General features: G+C 60.4%; 14 protein-coding genes and 2 pseudogenes. 15 read left to right on the forward strand and 1 reads right to left on the reverse strand.

Annotated features, from left to right (window positions below; genetic code table 11):
- Positions 1-218 precede the first annotated feature (218 nt).
- From hutU to hutG, 9 genes are all read left to right on the forward strand, one after another.
- Positions 219-1,901, forward strand: a complete 1,683-nt coding sequence (hutU, locus tag J2W17_RS16880; RefSeq protein WP_307336235.1) for a urocanate hydratase — start codon at positions 219-221, stop codon at positions 1,899-1,901.
- 144 nt (positions 1,902-2,045) lie between these two features.
- The gene (locus J2W17_RS16885; RefSeq protein ID WP_307336238.1) at positions 2,046-3,518 is read left to right on the forward strand and encodes a purine-cytosine permease family protein; all 1,473 of its coding nucleotides are present in this window, start codon (positions 2,046-2,048) and stop codon (positions 3,516-3,518) included.
- Between the two features lie 68 nt (positions 3,519-3,586).
- On the forward strand, positions 3,587-4,555 hold the full coding sequence (locus tag J2W17_RS16890) for an ABC transporter substrate-binding protein (protein ID WP_307336241.1): 969 nt from the start codon (positions 3,587-3,589) through the stop codon (positions 4,553-4,555).
- A gap of 70 nt (positions 4,556-4,625) precedes the next feature.
- On the forward strand, positions 4,626-5,477 hold the full coding sequence (locus J2W17_RS16895; RefSeq protein WP_008058061.1) for an ABC transporter permease: 852 nt from the start codon (positions 4,626-4,628) through the stop codon (positions 5,475-5,477).
- Positions 5,474-6,304, forward strand: a complete 831-nt coding sequence (locus J2W17_RS16900) for a quaternary amine ABC transporter ATP-binding protein (RefSeq protein ID WP_307336245.1) — start codon at positions 5,474-5,476, stop codon at positions 6,302-6,304. The genes J2W17_RS16895 and J2W17_RS16900 overlap by 4 nt, the downstream gene beginning before the upstream one ends.
- Positions 6,305-6,448: 144 nt before the next feature.
- Positions 6,449-7,972 carry a histidine ammonia-lyase gene (gene hutH / locus J2W17_RS16905; RefSeq protein ID WP_307336248.1) on the forward strand — a complete coding sequence of 508 codons (1,524 nt, stop codon included), beginning with the start codon at positions 6,449-6,451 and terminating at the stop codon, positions 7,970-7,972.
- Between the two features lie 117 nt (positions 7,973-8,089).
- The gene (hutH, locus tag J2W17_RS16910) at positions 8,090-9,622 is read left to right on the forward strand and encodes a histidine ammonia-lyase (protein ID WP_307336251.1); all 1,533 of its coding nucleotides are present in this window, start codon (positions 8,090-8,092) and stop codon (positions 9,620-9,622) included.
- A gap of 101 nt (positions 9,623-9,723) precedes the next feature.
- Positions 9,724-10,947: an imidazolonepropionase gene (gene hutI, locus J2W17_RS16915; RefSeq protein ID WP_307336254.1), complete on the forward strand. Its 1,224-nt coding sequence runs from the start codon at positions 9,724-9,726 to the stop codon at positions 10,945-10,947.
- Positions 10,940-11,740, forward strand: a complete 801-nt coding sequence (gene hutG / locus J2W17_RS16920; RefSeq protein WP_307336257.1) for an N-formylglutamate deformylase — start codon at positions 10,940-10,942, stop codon at positions 11,738-11,740. The genes hutI and hutG overlap by 8 nt, the downstream gene beginning before the upstream one ends.
- Positions 11,741-11,766: 26 nt before the next feature.
- On the opposite strand, the pseudogene J2W17_RS16925 reads toward hutG, so the two are convergent.
- Positions 11,767-11,844: pseudogene (locus J2W17_RS16925) on the reverse strand (outer membrane lipoprotein carrier protein LolA); the annotation flags it as partial.
- A gap of 119 nt (positions 11,845-11,963) precedes the next feature.
- Between J2W17_RS16925 and pip the strand changes: the two are divergent.
- From pip to J2W17_RS16955, 6 genes and pseudogenes are all read left to right on the forward strand, one after another.
- Positions 11,964-12,935 (forward strand): prolyl aminopeptidase, encoded by a 972-nt coding sequence (gene pip / locus J2W17_RS16930; protein WP_307336260.1) that lies wholly within the window; start codon positions 11,964-11,966, stop codon positions 12,933-12,935.
- Positions 12,932-13,369 carry a D-aminoacyl-tRNA deacylase gene (dtd, locus tag J2W17_RS16935; RefSeq protein ID WP_307336264.1) on the forward strand — a complete coding sequence of 146 codons (438 nt, stop codon included), beginning with the start codon at positions 12,932-12,934 and terminating at the stop codon, positions 13,367-13,369. Before pip ends, dtd begins: the two co-directional genes overlap by 4 nt.
- A 319-nt stretch (positions 13,370-13,688) precedes the next feature.
- On the forward strand, positions 13,689-15,509 hold the full coding sequence (locus tag J2W17_RS16940; RefSeq protein WP_307336268.1) for a glucan biosynthesis protein: 1,821 nt from the start codon (positions 13,689-13,691) through the stop codon (positions 15,507-15,509).
- On the forward strand, positions 15,502-18,072 hold the full coding sequence (gene mdoH / locus J2W17_RS16945) for a glucans biosynthesis glucosyltransferase MdoH (RefSeq protein WP_307336271.1): 2,571 nt from the start codon (positions 15,502-15,504) through the stop codon (positions 18,070-18,072). The genes J2W17_RS16940 and mdoH overlap by 8 nt, the downstream gene beginning before the upstream one ends.
- 196 nt (positions 18,073-18,268) lie before the next feature.
- Positions 18,269-19,281: pseudogene (locus tag J2W17_RS16950) on the forward strand (transporter substrate-binding domain-containing protein).
- Complete coding sequence (locus J2W17_RS16955; protein WP_307336274.1) at positions 19,274-20,008, forward strand: amino acid ABC transporter ATP-binding protein; 735 nt, start codon at positions 19,274-19,276, stop codon at positions 20,006-20,008. Before J2W17_RS16950 ends, J2W17_RS16955 begins: the two are co-directional and overlap by 8 nt.
- The last annotated feature ends 17 nt before the right edge of the window (positions 20,009-20,025 follow it).

Below are 20,025 nucleotides of genomic sequence, written 5' to 3' on the forward strand. Positions count from 1 at the left end.
AGGGCTCTTTCAGCCCTTTCAAAGCTTTTCTTGAATTCTCATCCAACAAGTTGGCCGCTCGATTGCATATGCTTGTATGTACAAGTAAAGACGTATGCGTATGAGTCGATCGAGACTCCTCGCAACGTTCACTGATTCGCTTGTGGCGCAACGATGCGCACAGGCTGGCTTGCCCACCGCCAGGGTTGGTTTGGATTGATCGCTGAGGAGTCTTTTTCGTGACTGAGAATAAACCTACAAAGTTTCGTAACGTTGAAATCCGCGCTGCCCGCGGTACCAAGCTGACCGCCAAAAGCTGGCTGACCGAAGCGCCGCTGCGGATGCTGATGAACAACCTCGACCCGGAAGTTGCCGAGAACCCTAAGGAATTGGTGGTTTACGGTGGTATCGGTCGTGCGGCACGTAACTGGGAATGCTACGACAAGATCGTCGAAAGCCTGACCAACCTGAACGACGATGAGACCCTGCTGGTGCAATCCGGCAAGCCGGTCGGCGTGTTCAAGACCCACAGCAATGCCCCGCGCGTACTGATCGCCAACTCCAACCTGGTGCCGCACTGGGCGAGCTGGGAACACTTCAACGAACTCGACGCCAAAGGCCTGGCCATGTACGGTCAGATGACTGCCGGCAGCTGGATCTACATCGGCAGCCAGGGCATCGTCCAGGGCACCTACGAAACCTTCGTCGAAGCCGGTCGCCAACACTACAACGATGACCTGAAAGGTCGTTGGGTCCTGACCGCAGGCCTCGGCGGCATGGGCGGCGCTCAACCACTGGCCGCCACCCTGGCCGGCGCTTGCTCGCTGAACATCGAGTGCCAGCAGGTCAGCATCGATTTCCGCCTGAACAGCCGTTATGTCGATGAACAAGCCACCGACCTCGACGACGCGCTGGCCCGCATCGCCAAATACACCAAGGAAGGCAAGGCGATTTCCATCGCGCTGCTGGGTAACGCGGCTGAAATCCTGCCGGAACTGGTCAAGCGCGGCGTGCGCCCGGACATGGTCACCGACCAGACCAGCGCCCACGACCCGCTCAACGGTTACCTGCCGGCCGGCTGGACCTGGGAAGAGTACCGCGCTCGCGCCAAGACCGAGCCTGCTGCCGTGGTCAAAGCCGCCAAGCAATCGATGGCTGTGCACGTTAAAGCGATGCTCGAATTCCAGAAGATGGGCATTCCAACCTTCGACTACGGCAACAACATCCGTCAGATGGCCCAGGAAGAAGGCGTGGAAAACGCATTCGACTTCCCAGGCTTCGTACCGGCTTACATCCGTCCGCTGTTCTGCCGCGGCATCGGTCCATTCCGTTGGGCCGCGCTGTCGGGCGATCCGCAGGACATCTACAAGACCGACGCCAAGGTCAAAGAGCTGATCCCGGACGACGCCCATCTGCACAACTGGCTGGACATGGCCCGCGAGCGCATCAGCTTTCAGGGTCTGCCGGCACGTATCTGCTGGGTTGGCCTGGGTCTGCGCGCCAAGCTGGGTCTGGCTTTCAATGAAATGGTGCGCAGCGGTGAGCTGTCGGCACCGATCGTCATCGGTCGCGACCACCTGGACTCCGGTTCCGTAGCCAGCCCGAACCGCGAAACCGAATCGATGCAGGACGGTTCCGATGCCGTTTCCGACTGGCCACTGCTCAACGCTTTGCTCAACACCGCGAGCGGCGCGACCTGGGTTTCCCTGCACCACGGCGGCGGCGTCGGCATGGGCTTCTCCCAGCACTCGGGCATGGTGATTGTCTGCGACGGTACTGACGAAGCGGCCGAGCGTATCGCTCGCGTGCTGCACAACGACCCGGCGACCGGTGTCATGCGTCACGCCGATGCGGGTTATCAGATCGCGATCGATTGCGCCAAGGAACAGGGGCTGAACCTGCCGATGATTACCGGCAAATAACACCGGCCTAGGCTTGACGCAAAACCTGTAGGAGCGAGGCTTGCCCGCGAAGGCGTCTTTTCTGACACACCGCGGTTCGCGAGCAAGCTTCGCTCCTACAGGGGATTACACCAACACCGAATAACAATCCACAGAGGTTGAATCATGGCTGTTAACAGCGATCGTGCAGGCAACAAACCGTTGATCGAGAAGCGCTCGATCGACTACATCCCGGAAGCGGAGAGACACGGTCGTCTGTTGAGCCAGTTCACCCTGTGGATGGGCGCCAACCTGCAGATCACCGCGATTGTCACCGGGGCTCTGGCCGTGGTGCTGGGCGGTGATGTGTTCTGGTCGTTGATCGGTCTGTTGATCGGTCAACTGCTCGGCGGTGGCGTAATGGCGTTGCATGCGGCCCAAGGGCCAAAGCTTGGCCTGCCGCAGATGATTTCCAGCCGCGTGCAGTTCGGCGTGTATGGCGCGGCCATCCCGATCGTGCTGGTGTGTCTGATGTACCTGGGTTTCACCGCAACAGGCACCGTACTTTCCGGCCAGGCTTTGGGCCAGTTGTTCGGCGTCAGCGACAGCGTCGGTATCCTCATCTTCGCCAGTGTCATCGTGCTGGTCACGGTGCTCGGTTATCGGGTGATCCATTTCATCGGCCGTGTCGCCAGCATCATTGGCGTGATTGCCTTCGTTTACCTGTTCAGTCGCCTGATGAGCCAGACCGACGTTGGCGCACTCCTGCAAATCCGCCACTTCAGCTGGACCAGCTTTCTGCTCGCGGTGTCGCTCGCGGCGTCCTGGCAGATTGCCTTCGGCCCCTATGTGGCTGACTATTCACGCTACCTGCCGAGCAAGACTTCTTCGGTGAAGACCTTCTTCGCTGCAGGCGCGGGTTCGGTCATAGGCGCACAGGTGGCGATGATTCTCGGCGTCTTTGCCGCCGCCATGGCCAACGGGCAATTCGCCGGCCATGAAGTGGCCTACATCGTTGGTTTGAGCGGCAGCGGTGCCACCGCCGCGCTGCTGTACTTCAGCATCGCGTTCGGCAAGGTCACCATCTCCACGCTTAACTCCTACGGCAGCTTCATGTGCATTGCGACCGTCATCAGCGGTTTCCGTGGTGATCTGAAAGTAACGCGCTTGCAGCGTCTGGTCTTCGTGCTGGTCATCGTCGGCACTGCGACCCTGATCGCGTTGCTCGGTCAGCACTCGTTCCTCGGTGCGTTCAAGTCCTTCATCCTGTTCTTGCTGGCGTTCTTCACGCCATGGAGCGCGATCAACCTGGTGGACTACTACTGCATCACTCGCGAGCGTTATGACGTGCCGGCGCTGGCCGATCCAAAGGGTCGCTACGGCCGCTGGAACCCCCTCGGTATCAGCGTCTATGTCTTCGGTGTGCTGGTGCAATTGCCGTTCATCTCCACCAAGTTCTATACCGGTCCGTTGGTGGAGGCCCTGGGTGGTGTGGATATTTCCTGGATCATCGGTCTGGTGCTTCCCGCAGCCCTGTATTACGTGTGTGCAAAAAGATGGCACAGCGCAGTACCTGATCACCTGATCCTGCCGGTCGAGCAGGACAGCGATGTACAACCTGAAACAAGCGGGGCCGGTCGCGCTGCTGCGCAGGCCTGATTGGACGTGGACAGGGCTGGATGCCTCTTGACTGCCGTAAGCCCATTCATGATTAGGAGCGTCACATAATGAAATCGAACAAGACCCTGCTGACCACATTGCTTTCCATGGGCCTGCTCGCCAGTGGCGGCGCCACCCAGGCAGCCGGTTGGTGCGAGTCGGGCAAACCGGTGAAATTCGCCGGCCTGAACTGGGAAAGCGGCATGCTGCTGACCGACGTCATGCAGGTGGTGCTGGAGAAAGGCTACGACTGCAAGGTCGACAGCCTGCCTGGCAACTCGATCACCATGGAAAACGCCCTGAGCAGCAACGACATTCAAGTGTTCGCCGAAGAATGGGTCGGCCGCAGCGAAGTCTGGAACAAGGCCGAGAAGGCCGGCAAGGTCGTCGGTGTCGGCGCTCCGGTCGTCGGCGCGATCGAAGGCTGGTATGTGCCGCGCTACGTGATCGAAGGCGACGCCAAGCGCAAGCTGGAGCCAAAAGCCCCGGACCTGAAGGCGATTGCCGACCTGGGCAAATACGCCAGCGTGTTCAAGGACCAGGAAGAGCCCTCCAAGGGCCGTTTCTATAACTGCCCGGCCGGCTGGACCTGTGAGCTGGACAACAGCGAAATGCTCAAAAGCTATGGTCTGGAAAGCACCTACACCAACTTCCGCCCAGGCACCGGCCCGGCGTTGGATGCGGCAGTGCTGTCGAGCTACAAGCGTGGCGAGCCGATCCTGTTCTACTACTGGTCGCCCACCCCGCTGATGGGCCAGGTCGATCTGGTCAAGCTGGAAGAAAACCCCGGCGTCGACAAGAGCGTGACCATCAAGGTCGGCCTGTCCAAGACCTTCCACGAGCAAGCCCCGGAACTGGTAGCCGTGCTGGAAAAGGTCAACCTGCCGATCGACCTGCTCAACCAGAACCTGGGACGCATGGCCAAAGAGCGGATCGAGTCGCCAAAACTGGCGAAAATCTTCCTCAAGGAACATCCTGAAGTCTGGCATGCATGGGTAAGCGAAGACGCCGCCAGGAAGATCGACGCGGCCTTGTAGGTCGAGCCTCACCGACTGCCGTCAGCGGCAGTCGGATGCTTGATCGCAACCCCTTGATTGAGAGCCTCTTATGTTTCCCGAAAGCTTTACCTTTTCCATCGCCGACTGGGTCAACGGTTGGGTCGATTCACTGGTCACCAACTACGGCGATGTGTTCCGCAGCATCTCCGACACCCTGTTGTGGGCCATCGTCAATCTTGAAGGGCTGCTGCGTGCGGCGCCCTGGTGGCTGATGCTGGCGATCGTGGCGGGCGTTGCCTGGCACGCGACCCGTAAAGTCGTGACCACCGCCGTCATAGTCGGTTTGCTGTTTCTGGTAGGCGCGGTCGGCCTCTGGGACAAGCTGATGCAGACGCTGGCACTGATGATGGTGGCAACGGTCATCTCGGTGCTGATCGGCATTCCGCTGGGCATTCTTTCGGCGCGCAGCAATCGCCTGCGTTCGGTGTTGATGCCGCTGCTGGACATCATGCAGACCATGCCGAGTTTCGTGTACCTGATTCCGGTGCTGATGCTGTTCGGCCTGGGCAAGGTCCCGGCGATTTTCGCCACCGTGATCTACGCCGCGCCGCCGCTGATCCGTCTCACCGATCTGGGCATTCGCCAGGTCGACGGAGAAGTAATGGAAGCGATCAACGCCTTCGGTGCCAACCGCTGGCAGCAACTGTTTGGCGTGCAACTGCCGCTGGCCCTGCCGAGCATCATGGCCGGGATCAACCAGACCACCATGATGGCCCTGTCGATGGTCGTGATCGCCTCGATGATCGGTGCCCGTGGCCTGGGTGAAGATGTGTTGGTGGGGATTCAGACCCTCAACGTCGGACGTGGCCTTGAAGCCGGTCTGGCGATCGTGATTCTGGCCGTAGTGATCGACCGCATTACACAGGCGTACGGTCGTGCACGGCATGAGGTGAGCAAATGAACAACGCAACCGTGAGCAAGATCGAAGTCAAAAACGTCTTCAAGATTTTCGGCAACCGTTCCAGGGAAGCGCTGGCCATGGTCGGCCAGGGCAAGACCAAGGATCAGGTGCTGGCCGAAACCGGCTGCGTGGTCGGCGTGAACGATTTGTCCCTGAGCATCGGCAGCGGCGAGATCTTCGTGATCATGGGCCTGTCGGGTTCCGGCAAGTCCACCCTGGTGCGTCACTTCAACCGCTTGATCGACCCGACCAGCGGCGCGATCCTGGTGGACGGCGTGGACATCCTGCAATACGACATGGAAGCCCTGCGCGAATTTCGTCGGCGCAAGATCAGCATGGTGTTCCAGAGCTTTGGCCTGCTGCCGCACAAGACCGTGCTGGATAACGTCGCCTACGGCCTGAAAGTGCGGGGCGAGAGCAAGCAGATGTGCGCTGAGCGCGCGCTGCACTGGATCAACACTGTGGGCCTCAAGGGCTACGAAAACAAATACCCACATCAGTTGTCGGGCGGCATGCGCCAGCGTGTAGGCCTGGCACGCGCATTGGCGGCGGATACCGACATCATCCTGATGGACGAGGCATTCAGCGCCCTTGACCCGTTGATCCGCGCCGAGATGCAGGACCAGCTGCTTGAGCTGCAAAAGACCTTGCACAAGACCATCGTCTTCATCACCCATGACCTTGATGAGGCGGTGCGGATTGGTAACCGCATTGCGATTCTCAAGGATGGGCGGTTGATTCAGGTGGGCACGCCGAGAGAGATCCTGCATTCGCCGGCGGATGAGTACGTCGATCGGTTCGTACAGCGGCGGGCGGCGGTGGTTTAAAGAGATTTGCGGTGTCTGTGCCGGCCCTTTCGCGAGCAGGCTCGCTCCCACAATTGGAATGCGTACCCCCTGTGGGAGCGGGCTTGCCCGCGAAGGCGTCGGTGAAGCTGCATCAATATTCAGGTTGTACGCACGAGGTCAAAGATGTCCCAGGCTGAAAAAATCGTTATCGCCGACGCCCCCTTGCGTTGGCAGGATGTGGTCGCCGTAGCGCGCCATGGCGCTCAGCTCGAGTTGTCGCCCCAGACCTGGGCGCGGATCGAGAATGCGCAGGCCATCGTCCAGCGCATCGTCGCCAGCGGCGAGCGCGCCTATGGAGTCAATACCGGCCTGGGCGCGCTGTGCAACGTCTCGCTCAAAGATGAGCAACTCAGCCAGCTGTCGCGCAATACATTGCTCAGTCACGCCTGTGGCGTTGGCGCTCCGTTGGCCGACGATCAGACCCGCGCAATCATGTGCGCCGCGATCCGCAACTACTCCCATGGCAAATCCGGTATTCACCGCCGAGTGGTCGAGGCTCTGCTGGCGCTGCTTAACCGCGGCATCACCCCGCAGGTGCCGTCCCAGGGTTCAGTCGGTTACCTGACCCACATGGCCCACATCGGTATTGCGCTGCTGGGTGTCGGTAATGTGAGCTATCGCGGGCAAGTTGTTTGCGCGCAACAGGCCCTGAGCGAAGAAGGTCTGCAACCGGTTCAGCTCGGCGCTAAAGACGGGTTGTGCCTGGTCAACGGCACGCCCTGCATGACCGGTCTCAGCTGCCTGGCGATAGCCGACGCCACGAATCTGGTGCAGTGGGCTGATGTGATCGGGGCCATGAGCTTCGAAGCCCAGCGCGGTCAGATCGCAGCGTTCGATGCCGAAATCATCGCGCTTAAACCGCATCCGGGCATGCAACAGGTCGGGATCAACCTGCGCGCCTTGCTCGATGGCAGTGAAGTGATTGCCGGCAGCAAGGGCATTCGCACGCAGGATGCATTGAGTATCCGCTCGATCCCGCAAGTCCATGGCGCTGCTCGCGACCAGTTGGAACACGCCAGAAAACAGATCGAAACCGAACTCAACGCCGCCACCGACAACCCGCTGCTGCTGGGTACGCCGGACAATTTCCGCATCATGTCCCAGGCCAACCCGCATGGTCAGTCAGTGGCATTGGCTGCCGATTTGCTGGCCATCGCCATGGCCGAAATCGGCTCGATCGCCGAGCGCCGCCTTGACCGTTTGATCAACCCGCACGTCAGCGGTCTGCCGGCGTTCCTGGTGGCCAACCCGGGGGTGAACTCCGGGATGATGATCGTCCAGTACGTCGCTGCTTCCTTGTGTGCGGAAAACCGCCAGTTGGCGCAACCGGCCGTGCTCGACAACTACGTCACCTCGGGCCTGCAGGAAGACCACCTGAGCATGGGCACCAATGCGGCACTGAAACTGCATCGCGCCCTGGAAAACTGCACGCAGATTCTCGCCATCGAGTACTTGCTGGCGGCTCAGGCATTTGAATTCCTCAAGGAACAACGCTTCGGCGCCGGCACCGATGCCGCATGGCGCCTGCTGCGCGAGCGGGTTCCAGCCTACGATCAGGACCGCTGGCTGGCACCGGACATCGCCGCTGCGGCCGGGGTTTTGAAAGATTCGAATGTGCTGCACAAGGCTTTGCCGAACCTGAACTGATTTCTACATCAAACCAGCGTGCCAAGGCGCCAGCCCCCTACAAGGCGGGAAGCGACGGACAACGGACATCTCCGGAGCGTCTGGTTAGTTCATAAAACTCTCAAAAGGAGAATAAAAGTGACTGCGCTAAACCTGATTCCCGGCCAACTGAGCCTTGCCCAACTGCGCGATATCTATCAGCAGCCGGTGAAAATCACCCTCGATGACAGCGCCTCGGCCCAGATCGAAGCCAGCGTCGCGTGCGTGGAGCAGATCCTCGCCGAGAACCGCACGGCTTATGGCATCAACACCGGTTTCGGCCTGCTGGCCTCGACCCGCATCGCCAGCGAAGACCTGGAAAACCTCCAGCGCTCGCTGGTGCTGTCCCACGCCGCCGGTGTCGGCGAGCCGATCAGCGATGCCCTGGTGCGTCTGGTCATGGTGCTCAAGGTCAACAGCCTGAGCCGTGGTTTTTCCGGCATTCGCCGGGTGGTGATCGACGCGTTGATCGCGCTGATCAATGCCGAGGTGTATCCGCACATTCCGTTGAAAGGCTCGGTCGGTGCCTCCGGCGACCTGGCGCCGCTGGCCCACATGTCGCTGGTGCTGCTGGGCGAAGGCAAGGCGCGCTACAAGGGCGAATGGCTGGAAGCCACCGAAGCCTTGCACATCGCCGGCCTCAAGCCGCTGACCCTGGCTGCCAAGGAAGGTCTGGCGCTGCTCAACGGTACTCAGGTGTCCACCGCGTACGCATTGCGTGGCCTGTTCGAAGGTGAAGACCTGTTCGCCGGTGCCGTGGCGCTGGGTGCCCTGACGGTCGAAGCGGTATTAGGCTCGCGCTCACCGTTCGACGCACGCATTCATGCCGCACGCGGCCAGAAAGGCCAGATCGACGCCGCTGCGGCTTACCGCGATCTGCTGGGCGAGCGCAGCGAAGTCTCCGATTCGCACCAGAACTGCGACAAAGTTCAGGACCCCTATTCCCTGCGCTGCCAGCCGCAAGTCATGGGCGCCTGCCTGACCCAGTTCCGTCAAGCCGCCGAAGTGCTTGCCGTCGAAGCGAACGCGGTCTCCGACAACCCATTGGTGTTCGCCTCTGAAGGGGATGTGATCTCCGGCGGTAACTTCCACGCCGAACCGGTGGCCATGGCCGCCGACAACATGGCCCTGGCCATCGCTGAAATCGGCGCGCTGAGCGAACGCCGCATCTCGCTGATGATGGACAAGCACATGTCGCAATTGCCGCCGTTCCTGGTGGCCAATGGCGGGGTGAACTCCGGCTTCATGATCGCCCAGGTGACCGCGGCGGCCCTGGCCAGCGAGAACAAGGCGCTGTCCCATCCGCATTCGGTAGACAGCCTGCCGACTTCGGCGAACCAGGAAGACCACGTGTCCATGGCGCCGGCGGCTGGCAAGCGTCTGTGGGAAATGGCGGAAAACACCCGTGGGGTGCTGGCTGTGGAGTGGCTGGCGGCAGCTCAGGGCCTCGACCTGCGTGAAGGTCTGAAAACCTCGGCCAAACTGGAAAAGGTCCGGGAGATTTTGCGGGCTGAAGTGCCGTTTTATGAGAAAGACCGGTTCTTTGCGCCGGACATCAATGCGGCGACCCAATTGTTGGCGACGCGTTGCTTGAATGAGCTGGTCACGGCGAAGTTTTTGCCTAGCCTGTGATGGCCTCTTCGCTGGCAAGCCAGCTCCTACAGGGGATCGCGTGAACCCGGTAGGAGCTGGCTTGCCAGCGAATCGATTTTGAACAAGACGAGGAACTCGGGATGAAAACTCTCTGGCAACACTGCCACGTCGCAACCATGGCGCAAGGCGTCTACTCGATCATAGAGGATGCGGCCATCGTGACGTCCGGTGCGCACATTGAGTGGATCGGCCCACGCGCTGAACTGCCGTCGGGTGAATACCCGGCCGTCAACGATTTGAAGGGGGCCTGGGTGACGCCGGGCCTGATCGACTGCCACACCCATACGGTGTTCGGCGGAAACCGTAGCGGTGAATTCGAACAGCGACTGCAAGGCGTCAGCTACTCGGAAATCGCGGCAGCCGGCGGCGGCATCGCCAGCACCGTGCGCGCCACTCGCGCGGCAACCGAGGACGAACTGTTCGCCAGTGCCGCCAAGCGTCTGAAAAGCCTTATCCGCGACGGGGTGACCACGGTCGAGATGAAGTCCGGCTACGGTCTGGACCTGGCCAGCGAGCGCAAGATTCTGCGGGTGATCCGCCGTCTCGGTGCCGAACTGCCGGTCAGCGTGCGCAGCACCTGCCTGGCCGCCCACGCCTTGCCACCGGAGTACAAGGATCGCGCGGACGACTACATCGATCACATCTGCGCCGAAATGCTCCCGGCCCTGGCCGCCGAAGGGCTGGTGGATGCAGTGGATGCATTCTGCGAATACCTGGCGTTCTCGCCGCCACAGGTCGAGCGCGTGTTCATCACCGCACAGGAACTGGGCTTGCCGGTAAAGCTGCATGCCGAGCAGCTGTCGTCCCTGCACGGTTCGAGCCTGGCGGCGCGTTACCAGGCACTGTCGGCCGATCATCTTGAGTTCATGACCGAAGACGACGCCATCGCCATGGCCGAGTCCGGCACCGTCGCGGTGCTGCTGCCTGGCGCGTTCTATTTTCTGCGGGAAACGCAACTTCCGCCGATGGACGCCCTGCGCAAACACGGGGTGAAAATCGCCATCGCGAGCGACCTCAACCCCGGCACCTCGCCGGCGCTGTCATTGCGCTTGATGTTGAACATGGCCTGCACCTGTTTCCGTATGACCCCGGAAGAAGCCCTTGCCGGTGCGACGATTCATGCCGCCACCGCGTTGGGCATGGCCCAGACCCATGGTTCGCTGGAAGCCGGCAAGGTCGCGGACTTCGTCGCCTGGCAAATCGATCGTCCCGCCGACCTGGCGTACTGGCTGGGCGGTGACCTGGAAAAACGCGTCGTGCGTCACGGCGTCGAAACAAGCATTCAGGAGAACAGTCGTGGATAAGGTTCTGAACTTCAAACAAGGCCGCGTACCGCTGCTGATCAGCATGCCCCATGCCGGTCTGCGCCTGACCCCGGCGGTCGAGGCCGGGTTGATCCCCGATGCGAAAAGCCTGCCGGACACCGACTGGCACATCCCAAGGCTTTACGACTTTGCCGCAGAGCTGGGTGCCAGCACCCTGGCCGCCGAGTTCTCGCGTTTCGTCATCGACCTGAATCGGCCATCCGATGACAAGCCTTTGTATGCCGGCGCCACCACCGGACTGTACCCGGCGACGCTGTTCGACGGCATTGCGTTGTTCCGGGAGGGCATGGAACCGTCGGCGGCCGAACGCGCGACCTATCTTGAGCAGATCTGGACGCCGTACCACCGCGCCTTGCAGAGCGAGCTGGCGCGATTGAAAGCCGAATTCGGTTACGCGCTGCTGTTCGATGCGCACTCGATCCGCTCGGTCATCCCGCATCTGTTCGACGGCAAACTGCCGGACTTCAACCTCGGCACCTTCAACGGCGCCAGTTGCGATCCTCTGTTGGCCACTCAGCTGGAAGCGATCTGCGCGCGTCACGCCGATTACAGCCATGTGCTGAACGGTCGCTTCAAGGGCGGCCACATCACCCGTCACTACGGCAATCCGGCCGAGAACATTCATGCGGTGCAACTGGAGCTGGGTCAGTGCACGTACATGGAAGAGTTCGAGCCGTTCCGCTATCGACCGGACCTGGCAGAGCCGACGCAGGTAGTGCTCAAGGAATTGTTGCAAGGGTTGTTGGCCTGGGGTGAAAAGCACTACGGATAACAGGGTCCGACGCAATCGCCGGCCCCTGTAGGAGCGAGCTTGCTCGCGAAAAACCTGAGGGCGCCGCGGGGCGTCAGACTTGACGCGTTATCGTTAACGACCATCGCGAGCGAGCTCGCTCCTACAGGGGATCGTGCTCAGACGTAATTCGGGTTTATGATGCCGGACGGCAGACTAATAGAAGTCCCCCCAGGGATGACCTCGACCCCTTACGGAGCGCGCAATGCAGACTTTGTACCCGCAGATCAAACCCCACGCCCGGCACGATCTGGCCGTCGATGCAACTCACACGCTGTATGTCGACGAAAGCGGTTCACCGGAAGGATTGCCGGTAGTGTTCATTCACGGCGGCCCGGGCGCAGGGTGTGATGCCCAGAGCCGCCGGTATTTCGATCCGAATCTGTATCGCATTGTGACTTTCGACCAGCGCGGTTGTGGTCGCTCCACCCCCCACGCCAGCCTGGAAAACAACACCACCTGGGATCTGGTTGCCGACCTCGAGCGTATCCGCAAACACCTGGGGATAGACAAGTGGGTATTGTTCGGCGGCTCCTGGGGTTCGACCCTGGCGCTGGCCTACGCGCAAACCCACCCCGAGCGTGTACACGGCCTGATTCTGCGCGGGATTTTTCTCTGCCGTCCGCAGGAAATCGAGTGGTTCTACCAGGCGGGTGCCAGCCGCCTGTTTCCTGACTACTGGCAAGACTACATTGCACCGATCCCGTTGGATGAGCGCGAAGATTTGCTCTCGGCTTTCCACAAGCGCCTGGTCGGCAACGACCAGATCGCACAGATGCACGCGGCCAAGGCCTGGTCCATGTGGGAGGGCCGCACAGCGACCCTGCGTCCGAACCCGCTGGTAGTCGACCGTTTTTCCGAGCCGCAGCGCGCATTGTCCATCGCCCGCATCGAATGTCATTACTTCACCAACAATGCCTTTCTCGAGCCGAACCAGCTGATCCGCGACATGGGCAAGATCGCCCATCTGCCCGGGGTGATCGTCCACGGTCGCTACGACGTGATCTGCCCGCTGGACAATGCCTGGGAACTGCATCAGAACTGGCCGAACAGTGAACTGCAGGTGATTCGTGACGCTGGCCACGCCGCTTCCGAGCCAGGTATTACCGATGCGCTGGTGCGTGCCGCCGATCTGATGGCCCGACGCCTGCTCGATCTGGCGCCGGACGAAGCATGAAGGCTCTGCTGCAACGCGTGCGAGGCGCGCGGGTCGAGGTAGCAGGGCAGGTGGTTGGTGCCGTGGACCAGGGTTTGCTGGTGCTGGTGGCCGTCGAGCCAGAGGACACTCGAGCCAGTGCAGATAAACTTCTGCATAAGCTGCTTAACTATCGAGTGTTCAGCGATGCCGAGGGCAAGATGAATCTGTCCCTGGCAGATGTCGACGGCGGGTTGCTGCTGGTCTCTCAGTTCACCCTGGCTGCCGATACCCGAAGCGGGCTGCGTCCGGGTTTTTCGACCGCTGCCCCTCCGGCCCTGGGAGAAGAGCTTTTCGGCTATCTATTGGAAAAGGCAAAACAGGTGCATGGCACTGTGGCATCAGGTAGATTCGGCGCGGATATGCAGGTGCACCTGGTCAACGATGGACCGGTCACCTTTCTGTTACAGACCTGAAAGTGCTTGAAACATGCTTTTTAAGCGCTTTTCGGCTGGAAACAGGGAATTTTCGCGAGAAATACTGGGCTGCCCCTGATGTGTTGTAACGCGGCATACTAGATAATCGCGCGTTACGGGGATCAGCATTCGTTGGCCCATTTTGACTTAGGTAGAGACTTGTCCGGGACCTGTTGGGGAATCATTTAGCCCCAAAGGGGTCGGAACAATGCTCGCCAACTTGGCAAGAGTGGTTCGCAGGGTCGGTTTTTCACCGCACACCGTGCGGGCACTTTAACTGGCCGTTGGTTTTTTGATCTGTTTTCGGCGAGGGTTGCTCGTGATTGTTAGTCCCTGTAATGCACCAAAATTGTCTGCCAAACGGTTCCGAAGCGCTCTGGTAGCGGGCTCTGCACTGCTCTGCCTGCTCAGCGCCGGCCAGCTTTGGGCATTCAACCTGGATGATGTATCGGTCAAGGCAAAAGAGCTGGCCGGGCAAAAATACGAAGCCCCGCGCAGTAACCTGCCGAACGAATTCCGCGAAATGAAATTCGCGGACTATCAGAAAATTCGTTTCCGCACAGAGAAAGCCGAATGGGCCGATCAGAAAACCCCGTTCAAGCTGTCGTTCTATCATCAGGGCATGCATTTCGATACTCCGGTTAAAATCAACGAAATCACGGCTAACACCGTCGAAGAGATCAAGTACGACCCTGAACGGTTTGATTTCGGCGACGTAAAGTTCGACCCCAAAGCCACCGAGCAACTGGGTTATGCCGGATTCCGTGTGCTGTACCCGATCAATAAGGCCGACAAGCAAGACGAGATCATGACCATGCTCGGCGCGAGTTACTTCCGCGTTGTCGGCAAGGGTCACACCTATGGCTTGTCCGCCCGCGGCATGGCCATCGACACCGCGTTGCCGTCTGGTGAAGAATTCCCGCGTTTCACCGAGTTCTGGATTCAACAGCCGAAACCGGGTGACAAGCACCTGGTGATCTTTGCCCTGCTGGATTCGCCGCGTGCCACCGGTGCTTATCGCCTGACCCTGCGTCCAGGCAGCGATACCGTGGTCGACGTCAAGGCCAGAATGTTCTTGCGTGACAAGGTCACCAAGCTTGGCGTTGCGCCATTGACCAGCATGTTCCTGTTCGGCGCCAACCAGCCGTCGAAAGTGCTGAACTACCGTCGCGAACTGCATGATTCCAGCGGCCTGTCGATCCATGCCGGCAACGGCGAATGGATCTGGCGTCCGCTGAACAACCCGAAACACCTGGCTGTCAGCAACTTCTCCATCGAGAACCCGCGCGGTTTCGGCCTGCTGCAACGTGGCCGCGACTTCAGCCACTATGAAGACCTCGACGACCGCTACGACAAGCGCCCGAGTGCCTGGATCGAACCGAAAGGCGATTGGGGCAAGGGATCTGTAGACCTGGTCGAAATTCCGACCGCCGACGAAACCAACGACAACATCGTGGCGTTCTGGAGCCCGGAAAAGTTGCCTGAACCTGGCCAGCCGCTCGACGTTGCCTACCGCATGCACTGGACCATCGACGAAGCCGCGCTTCATGCGCCGGACAGCGCCTGGGTCCAACAGACCCTGCGCTCCACCGGTGACGTGAAACAATCCAACCTGATTCGTCAGGTGGATGGCAGCGTTGCCTACCTGGTGGACTTCGAAGGCCCGTCGCTGTTGGCATTGCCTGCAGATACGGAAGTTCGCAGCCAGGTCAGCGTCGGCGAGAATGCCGAGCTGGTCGAGAACAGCGTACGTTACAACCCTGAAACCAAGGGCTGGCGCCTGACCTTGCGCATGAAGATCAAGGACCCGAGCAAGGCCACGGAAATGCGTGCCGCGCTGGTCAAGAACATCGTGACCGCCGACCTGGCCAAGCCCGTACCTGCCTCCAACTCTTCCGTTGCCAAGGCCGACAAGGTCGCCGCCAGGCAGCAGGAGAAACTGGATAAGGAAGCCAAGGAAGCCAAGCAAGCTGAAGCCAAACAGGCCGAAGCCAAGCCTGCGGCAGACTCCAAGGATCCGGACAACAAACACGCCAAGCAGCCTGCAGCTGCCGACGCGGCCCCAGCCACACCGGAATCGGCGCCGACTGAAGAAGTCCTGACCGAGACCTGGAGCTACCAGTTGCCTGCCGATGAGTAATTCTCAAGTACAGCCAGAGACGCTTGCGGAGTATCTGGCGCATCTACCGATGACCGACGAGCAGCGCGCGGAACTCGCGGGCTGCCAGTCCTTCAGCGAATTGCACGAACGCTTGTCGTCTTCGACGTTCGACGCACCGACCGAGGCTGCGCAAGCCTCGGTGGGTCGTCGCCTGACCCTGAACACCGCCGAAGAACTGGCGGACGCCGAAATGCTGGTGCTCGACGCCAGCGGCCGGGTCTGCCTGCGGGCGACTCCGCCGATTCGTCGGACCAAAGTCGTGCCGGAGCCATGGCGTACCAATATTCTGGTGCGCGGCTGGCGCCGCCTGACCGGCCGCACCAACCCGCCGAAGCCACCGAAAGACGAAAACGTGCTGCCGGCGGCTCGCTGGCGCACCGTCGGTTCGATCCGGCGCTACATTCTGTTGGTACTGATGCTCGGTCAGACCATCGTCGCCGGCTGGTACATGAAAGGCATCATGCCGTACCAGGGCTGGTCGTTCGTCGACTTGAATGAAGTCCTGCACCAGCCGTTCCTGCAAACCGTCACGCAAGTGCTGCCGTATGCGCTGCAAACCAGCATCCTGATACTGTTCGGGATTCTGTTCTGCTGGGTGTCGGCCGGTTTCTGGACTGCATTGATGGGCTTCCTCGAGTTGCTCACCGGCCATGATAAATACCGGATTTCCGGGAAAAGCGCCGGTAACGAACCGATTCCGAAGGACGCTCGAACCGCCCTGGTGATGCCGATCTGCAACGAGGACGTGCCGCGGGTGTTCGCCGGTTTGCGAGCGACCTTCGAGTCGGTCGCAGCAACGGGTAATCTTGATCGCTTCGACTTCTTCGTGCTCAGCGACAGCAACGACGCCGACATTTGTGTGGCCGAGCAACAAGCCTGGCTGGATGTCTGCCGCGAAGCCAAGGGCTTTGGCAAGATCTTCTACCGTCGCCGTCGCCGCCGCGTGAAACGTAAAAGCGGCAACCTCGACGACTTCTGCCGTCGTTGGGGTGGCGATTACAAATATATGGTCGTGCTCGACGCCGACTCGGTGATGAGCGGCGAATGCCTGACCAGTCTGGTGCGCTTGATGGAAGCCACGCCGGACGCCGGGATCATCCAGACCGCGCCGCGGGCGTCGGGCATGGACACGCTGTATGCACGCATGCAGCAGTTCGCGACCCGTGTATACGGCCCGCTGTTCACTGCTGGTCTGCACTTCTGGCAGTTGGGCGAATCCCACTATTGGGGCCACAACGCAATCATCCGCATGAAGCCGTTCATCGAGCACTGCGCCCTGGCGCCTTTGCCCGGTAAAGGCGCGTTCGCTGGCGCGATTCTGTCCCACGACTTCGTCGAAGCTGCGCTGATGCGCCGTGCCGGCTGGGGCGTGTGGATTGCCTACGACTTGCCCGGCAGCTATGAAGAACTGCCGCCGAACCTGCTGGATGAACTCAAGCGTGACCGTCGCTGGTGCCACGGCAACCTGATGAACTTCCGGCTGTTCCTGGTCAAAGGCATGCACCCGGTACACCGGGCGGTATTCCTCACCGGCGTGATGTCGTACCTGTCGGCGCCGTTGTGGTTCTTCTTCCTCGTGCTGTCGACGGCGCTGCTGGCGGTCAACACGCTGATGGAGCCACAGTACTTCCTCGAACCCCGTCAGCTTTATCCGCTGTGGCCCCAATGGCACCCGGACAAGGCGATCGCGCTGTTCTCGACCACCGTCGTGCTGCTGTTCCTGCCGAAGTTGCTGAGTATCATCTTGATCTGGGCCAAGGGCGCGAAAGAGTTCGGTGGCAAGTTCAAGGTGACGTTGTCGATGCTGCTGGAGATGTTGTTCTCCATGCTGCTGGCGCCGGTGCGGATGATCTTCCACACCCGTTTCGTGCTCGCCGCGTTCCTCGGCTGGGCCGCGACCTGGAACTCGCCGCAACGTGACGATGACTCCACACCGTGGAGCGAGGCAGTAAAACGCCATGGTCCGCAAACCTTGTTGGGCTTCTTCTGGGCGCTGTTGGTGATCTGGCTGAACCCGAGCTTCCTCTGGTGGCTGGTGCCGATCGTCGGTTCGTTGATGCTGTCGATCCCGGTGTCGGTGATCTCCAGTCGTGTCGGCCTGGGCCTCAAGTCCCGTGACGAAAGCCTGTTCCTGATCCCCGAGGAATACAATCCGCCACAGGCGCTGCTGGCAACCGACCAGTACACCCATGAAAACCGCTGGCATGCGCTGAACGACGGCTTCGTCCGGGCTGTGGTCGATCCACAGCAGAACGCCCTGGCGTGCTCGTTGGCGACTTCGCGCCACCTTCAGGCCGAGCCGATCGAATGGCTGCGGATCGAGCGGGTTCGCCACGCAATGAAAGTGGGGCCGGACGGGCTGACCAATAAAGAGCGTGTGGAGTTGCTCAGTGATCCGGTGGCCCTGGGTCGCTTGCATGAGCAGATATGGGACGAAAGTCACCCGGAATGGCTGCAAGCATGGCGCAAATCGGTGAAGGCCGATCCCCATGCGCCGCTGTTGCCACTCAAGCCGCTGAGCGTGCAGCCTCAGTTGGCGTGATCAAAAATCCCGCGAAAGCGGGGTTTTTTTTGTGCGCCAGGGATGGCGCGTTGCGCGCAAGCGCAACCAGCTTGGCTGTGGTGGCCTCGCTGGTGACTTGGAGGTGCAAGTCCTCTACACACCCGGCAAGGGGAAGTGTTAGCCGGAGGCAAGGGTGTCGCGGGTGACTGCGAATCTGAAGGAAGCCCGAGGCAAAATGCTGGTCGGCGTCACGGCTTTGGTTGCAATCAACACGGCGCAGGCCGGTGCCATCGATGACGCGGTCAAGCGCGGCACGCTGAAAGTCGGGATGGACCCGACTTACATGCCGTTCGAAATGACCAACAAGCGCGGCGAAATCATCGGTTTCGAAGTCGACATCCTCAAAGCCATGACCAAGGCCATGGCGTCAAGCTGGAGCTGGTGTCCACCGGCTACGATGGCATCATCCCGGCCCTGATGACCGACAAGTTCGACATGATCGGCAGCGGCATGACCCTGACCCAGGAACGCAACCTGCGCCTGAACTTCAGCGACCCCTTCATCGTGGTCGGCCAGACGCTGCTGATCCGCAAGGAGCTTGAAGGCACCATCAAGTCCTATAAAGACCTGAACACCGCCGACTACCGCATCACCTCCAAGCTCGGCACTACCGGTGAAATGGTCGCCAAAAAGCTGATCTCCAAAGCCAAATACCACGGCTACGACAACGAGCAGGAAGCCGTGCTTGACGTGGTCAACGGCAAGGCCGACGCGTTCATCTACGACGCGCCATACAACGTTGTAGCGGTGAACAAGGTCGGTGCCGGCAAGCTGGTGTTCCTCGACAAGCCGTTCACCTACGAGCCGCTGGCCTTTGGTTTGAAGAAGGGTGACTACGTGGCGGAGATCATCCGTTCCGGTGTGCAGTCGATCGCCCGAGGCCAGAATGAAGCGGCGCGCTCTCTGGGTTTGAGTGCCGGTCAATCGATGCGACATGTCGTGCTGCCTCAAGCATTGAAGCGCGTACTGCCGCCCTTGGCCGGGCAGTTCATCAGCCTGGTGAAAGACACCTCATTGGTGTCGGTGATCGCGATTACTGAATTGCTTAAAAGCGGCCGCGAAGTCATCACCACCTCGTTCTCGCCGTTCGAGATCCTGTTCTGCGTGGCCGGTCTTTATCTGTTGATCAACCTGCCGCTGTCGAAAATCGCCAACCGGCTTGAACGGAGGCTCGCGCAAAGTGATTGAAGTTCGCGATCTGGTAAAAGTCTTCGACACCCGCGGCCAGGTGGTTCTGGCTGTGGATAACGTCACGACGCACGTGAAACGGGGTGAGGTGCTGGTGGTGATCGGCCCGTCCGGCTCCGGCAAGTCGACCTTCCTGCGGTGCCTCAACGGTCTGGAAGAATTCGATTCGGGTTCCGTGAGTATCGACGGCCTGCAACTGGCCGATCCTAAAACCGACGTCAACGCCTATCGCCGTGAAGTCGGCATGGTGTTCCAGCATTTCAACCTGTTCCCACACATGACCGTGCTGGAAAACCTCTGCCTGGCGCAGAAAGTTGTGCGCAAACGCGGTAAGAAAGAGCGCGAGGCCAAGGCGTTGGCGTTGCTGGAAAAGGTTGGAATCGCACAGAAGGCCAATGAATTTCCATCGCGCTTGTCCGGCGGACAGCAGCAACGTGTGGCGATTGCCCGCGCGCTGGCGATGGAACCGAAGGTCATGCTGTTCGATGAACCGACCTCGGCGCTCGATCCGGAAATGGTCGGCGAGGTGCTAGACGTGATGAAGACCCTGGCCGTGGAAGGCATGACCATGGTCTGCGTGACCCATGAAATGGGCTTTGCCCGGGAAGTGGTGGATCGGATGTTGTTCTTTGATCACGGCAGATTGTTGGAAGATGCTTCGCCGGACGAGTTCTTTGCATCGCCCAAGGATCTGAGGGCTCAGGCGTTTTTAAGGCAGGTGCTGTAAGGTTCCTGGCGAATAAG

The sequence above is a fragment of the Pseudomonas lini genome, assembly GCF_030812475.1.
Lineage (GTDB): Bacteria > Pseudomonadota > Gammaproteobacteria > Pseudomonadales > Pseudomonadaceae > Aquipseudomonas > Aquipseudomonas lini_A.

Bases quoted from the DNA above. Each gene is read 5' to 3' on its own strand.
- J2W17_RS16885 (WP_307336238.1), top strand. From the start codon at position 2,046: ATGGCTGTTAACAGCGATCGTGCAGGCAACAAACCGTTGATCGAGAAG.
- J2W17_RS16890 (WP_307336241.1), top strand. From the start codon at position 3,587: ATGAAATCGAACAAGACCCTGCTGACCACATTGCTTTCCATGGGCCTG.
- J2W17_RS16895 (WP_008058061.1), top strand. From the start codon at position 4,626: ATGTTTCCCGAAAGCTTTACCTTTTCCATCGCCGACTGGGTCAACGGT.
- J2W17_RS16900 (WP_307336245.1), top strand. From the start codon at position 5,474: ATGAACAACGCAACCGTGAGCAAGATCGAAGTCAAAAACGTCTTCAAG.
- hutH (WP_307336248.1), top strand. From the start codon at position 6,449: ATGTCCCAGGCTGAAAAAATCGTTATCGCCGACGCCCCCTTGCGTTGG.
- hutI (WP_307336254.1), top strand. From the start codon at position 9,724: ATGAAAACTCTCTGGCAACACTGCCACGTCGCAACCATGGCGCAAGGC.
- pip (WP_307336260.1), top strand. From the start codon at position 11,964: ATGCAGACTTTGTACCCGCAGATCAAACCCCACGCCCGGCACGATCTG.
- dtd (WP_307336264.1), top strand. From the start codon at position 12,932: ATGAAGGCTCTGCTGCAACGCGTGCGAGGCGCGCGGGTCGAGGTAGCA.
- mdoH (WP_307336271.1), top strand. From the start codon at position 15,502: ATGAGTAATTCTCAAGTACAGCCAGAGACGCTTGCGGAGTATCTGGCG.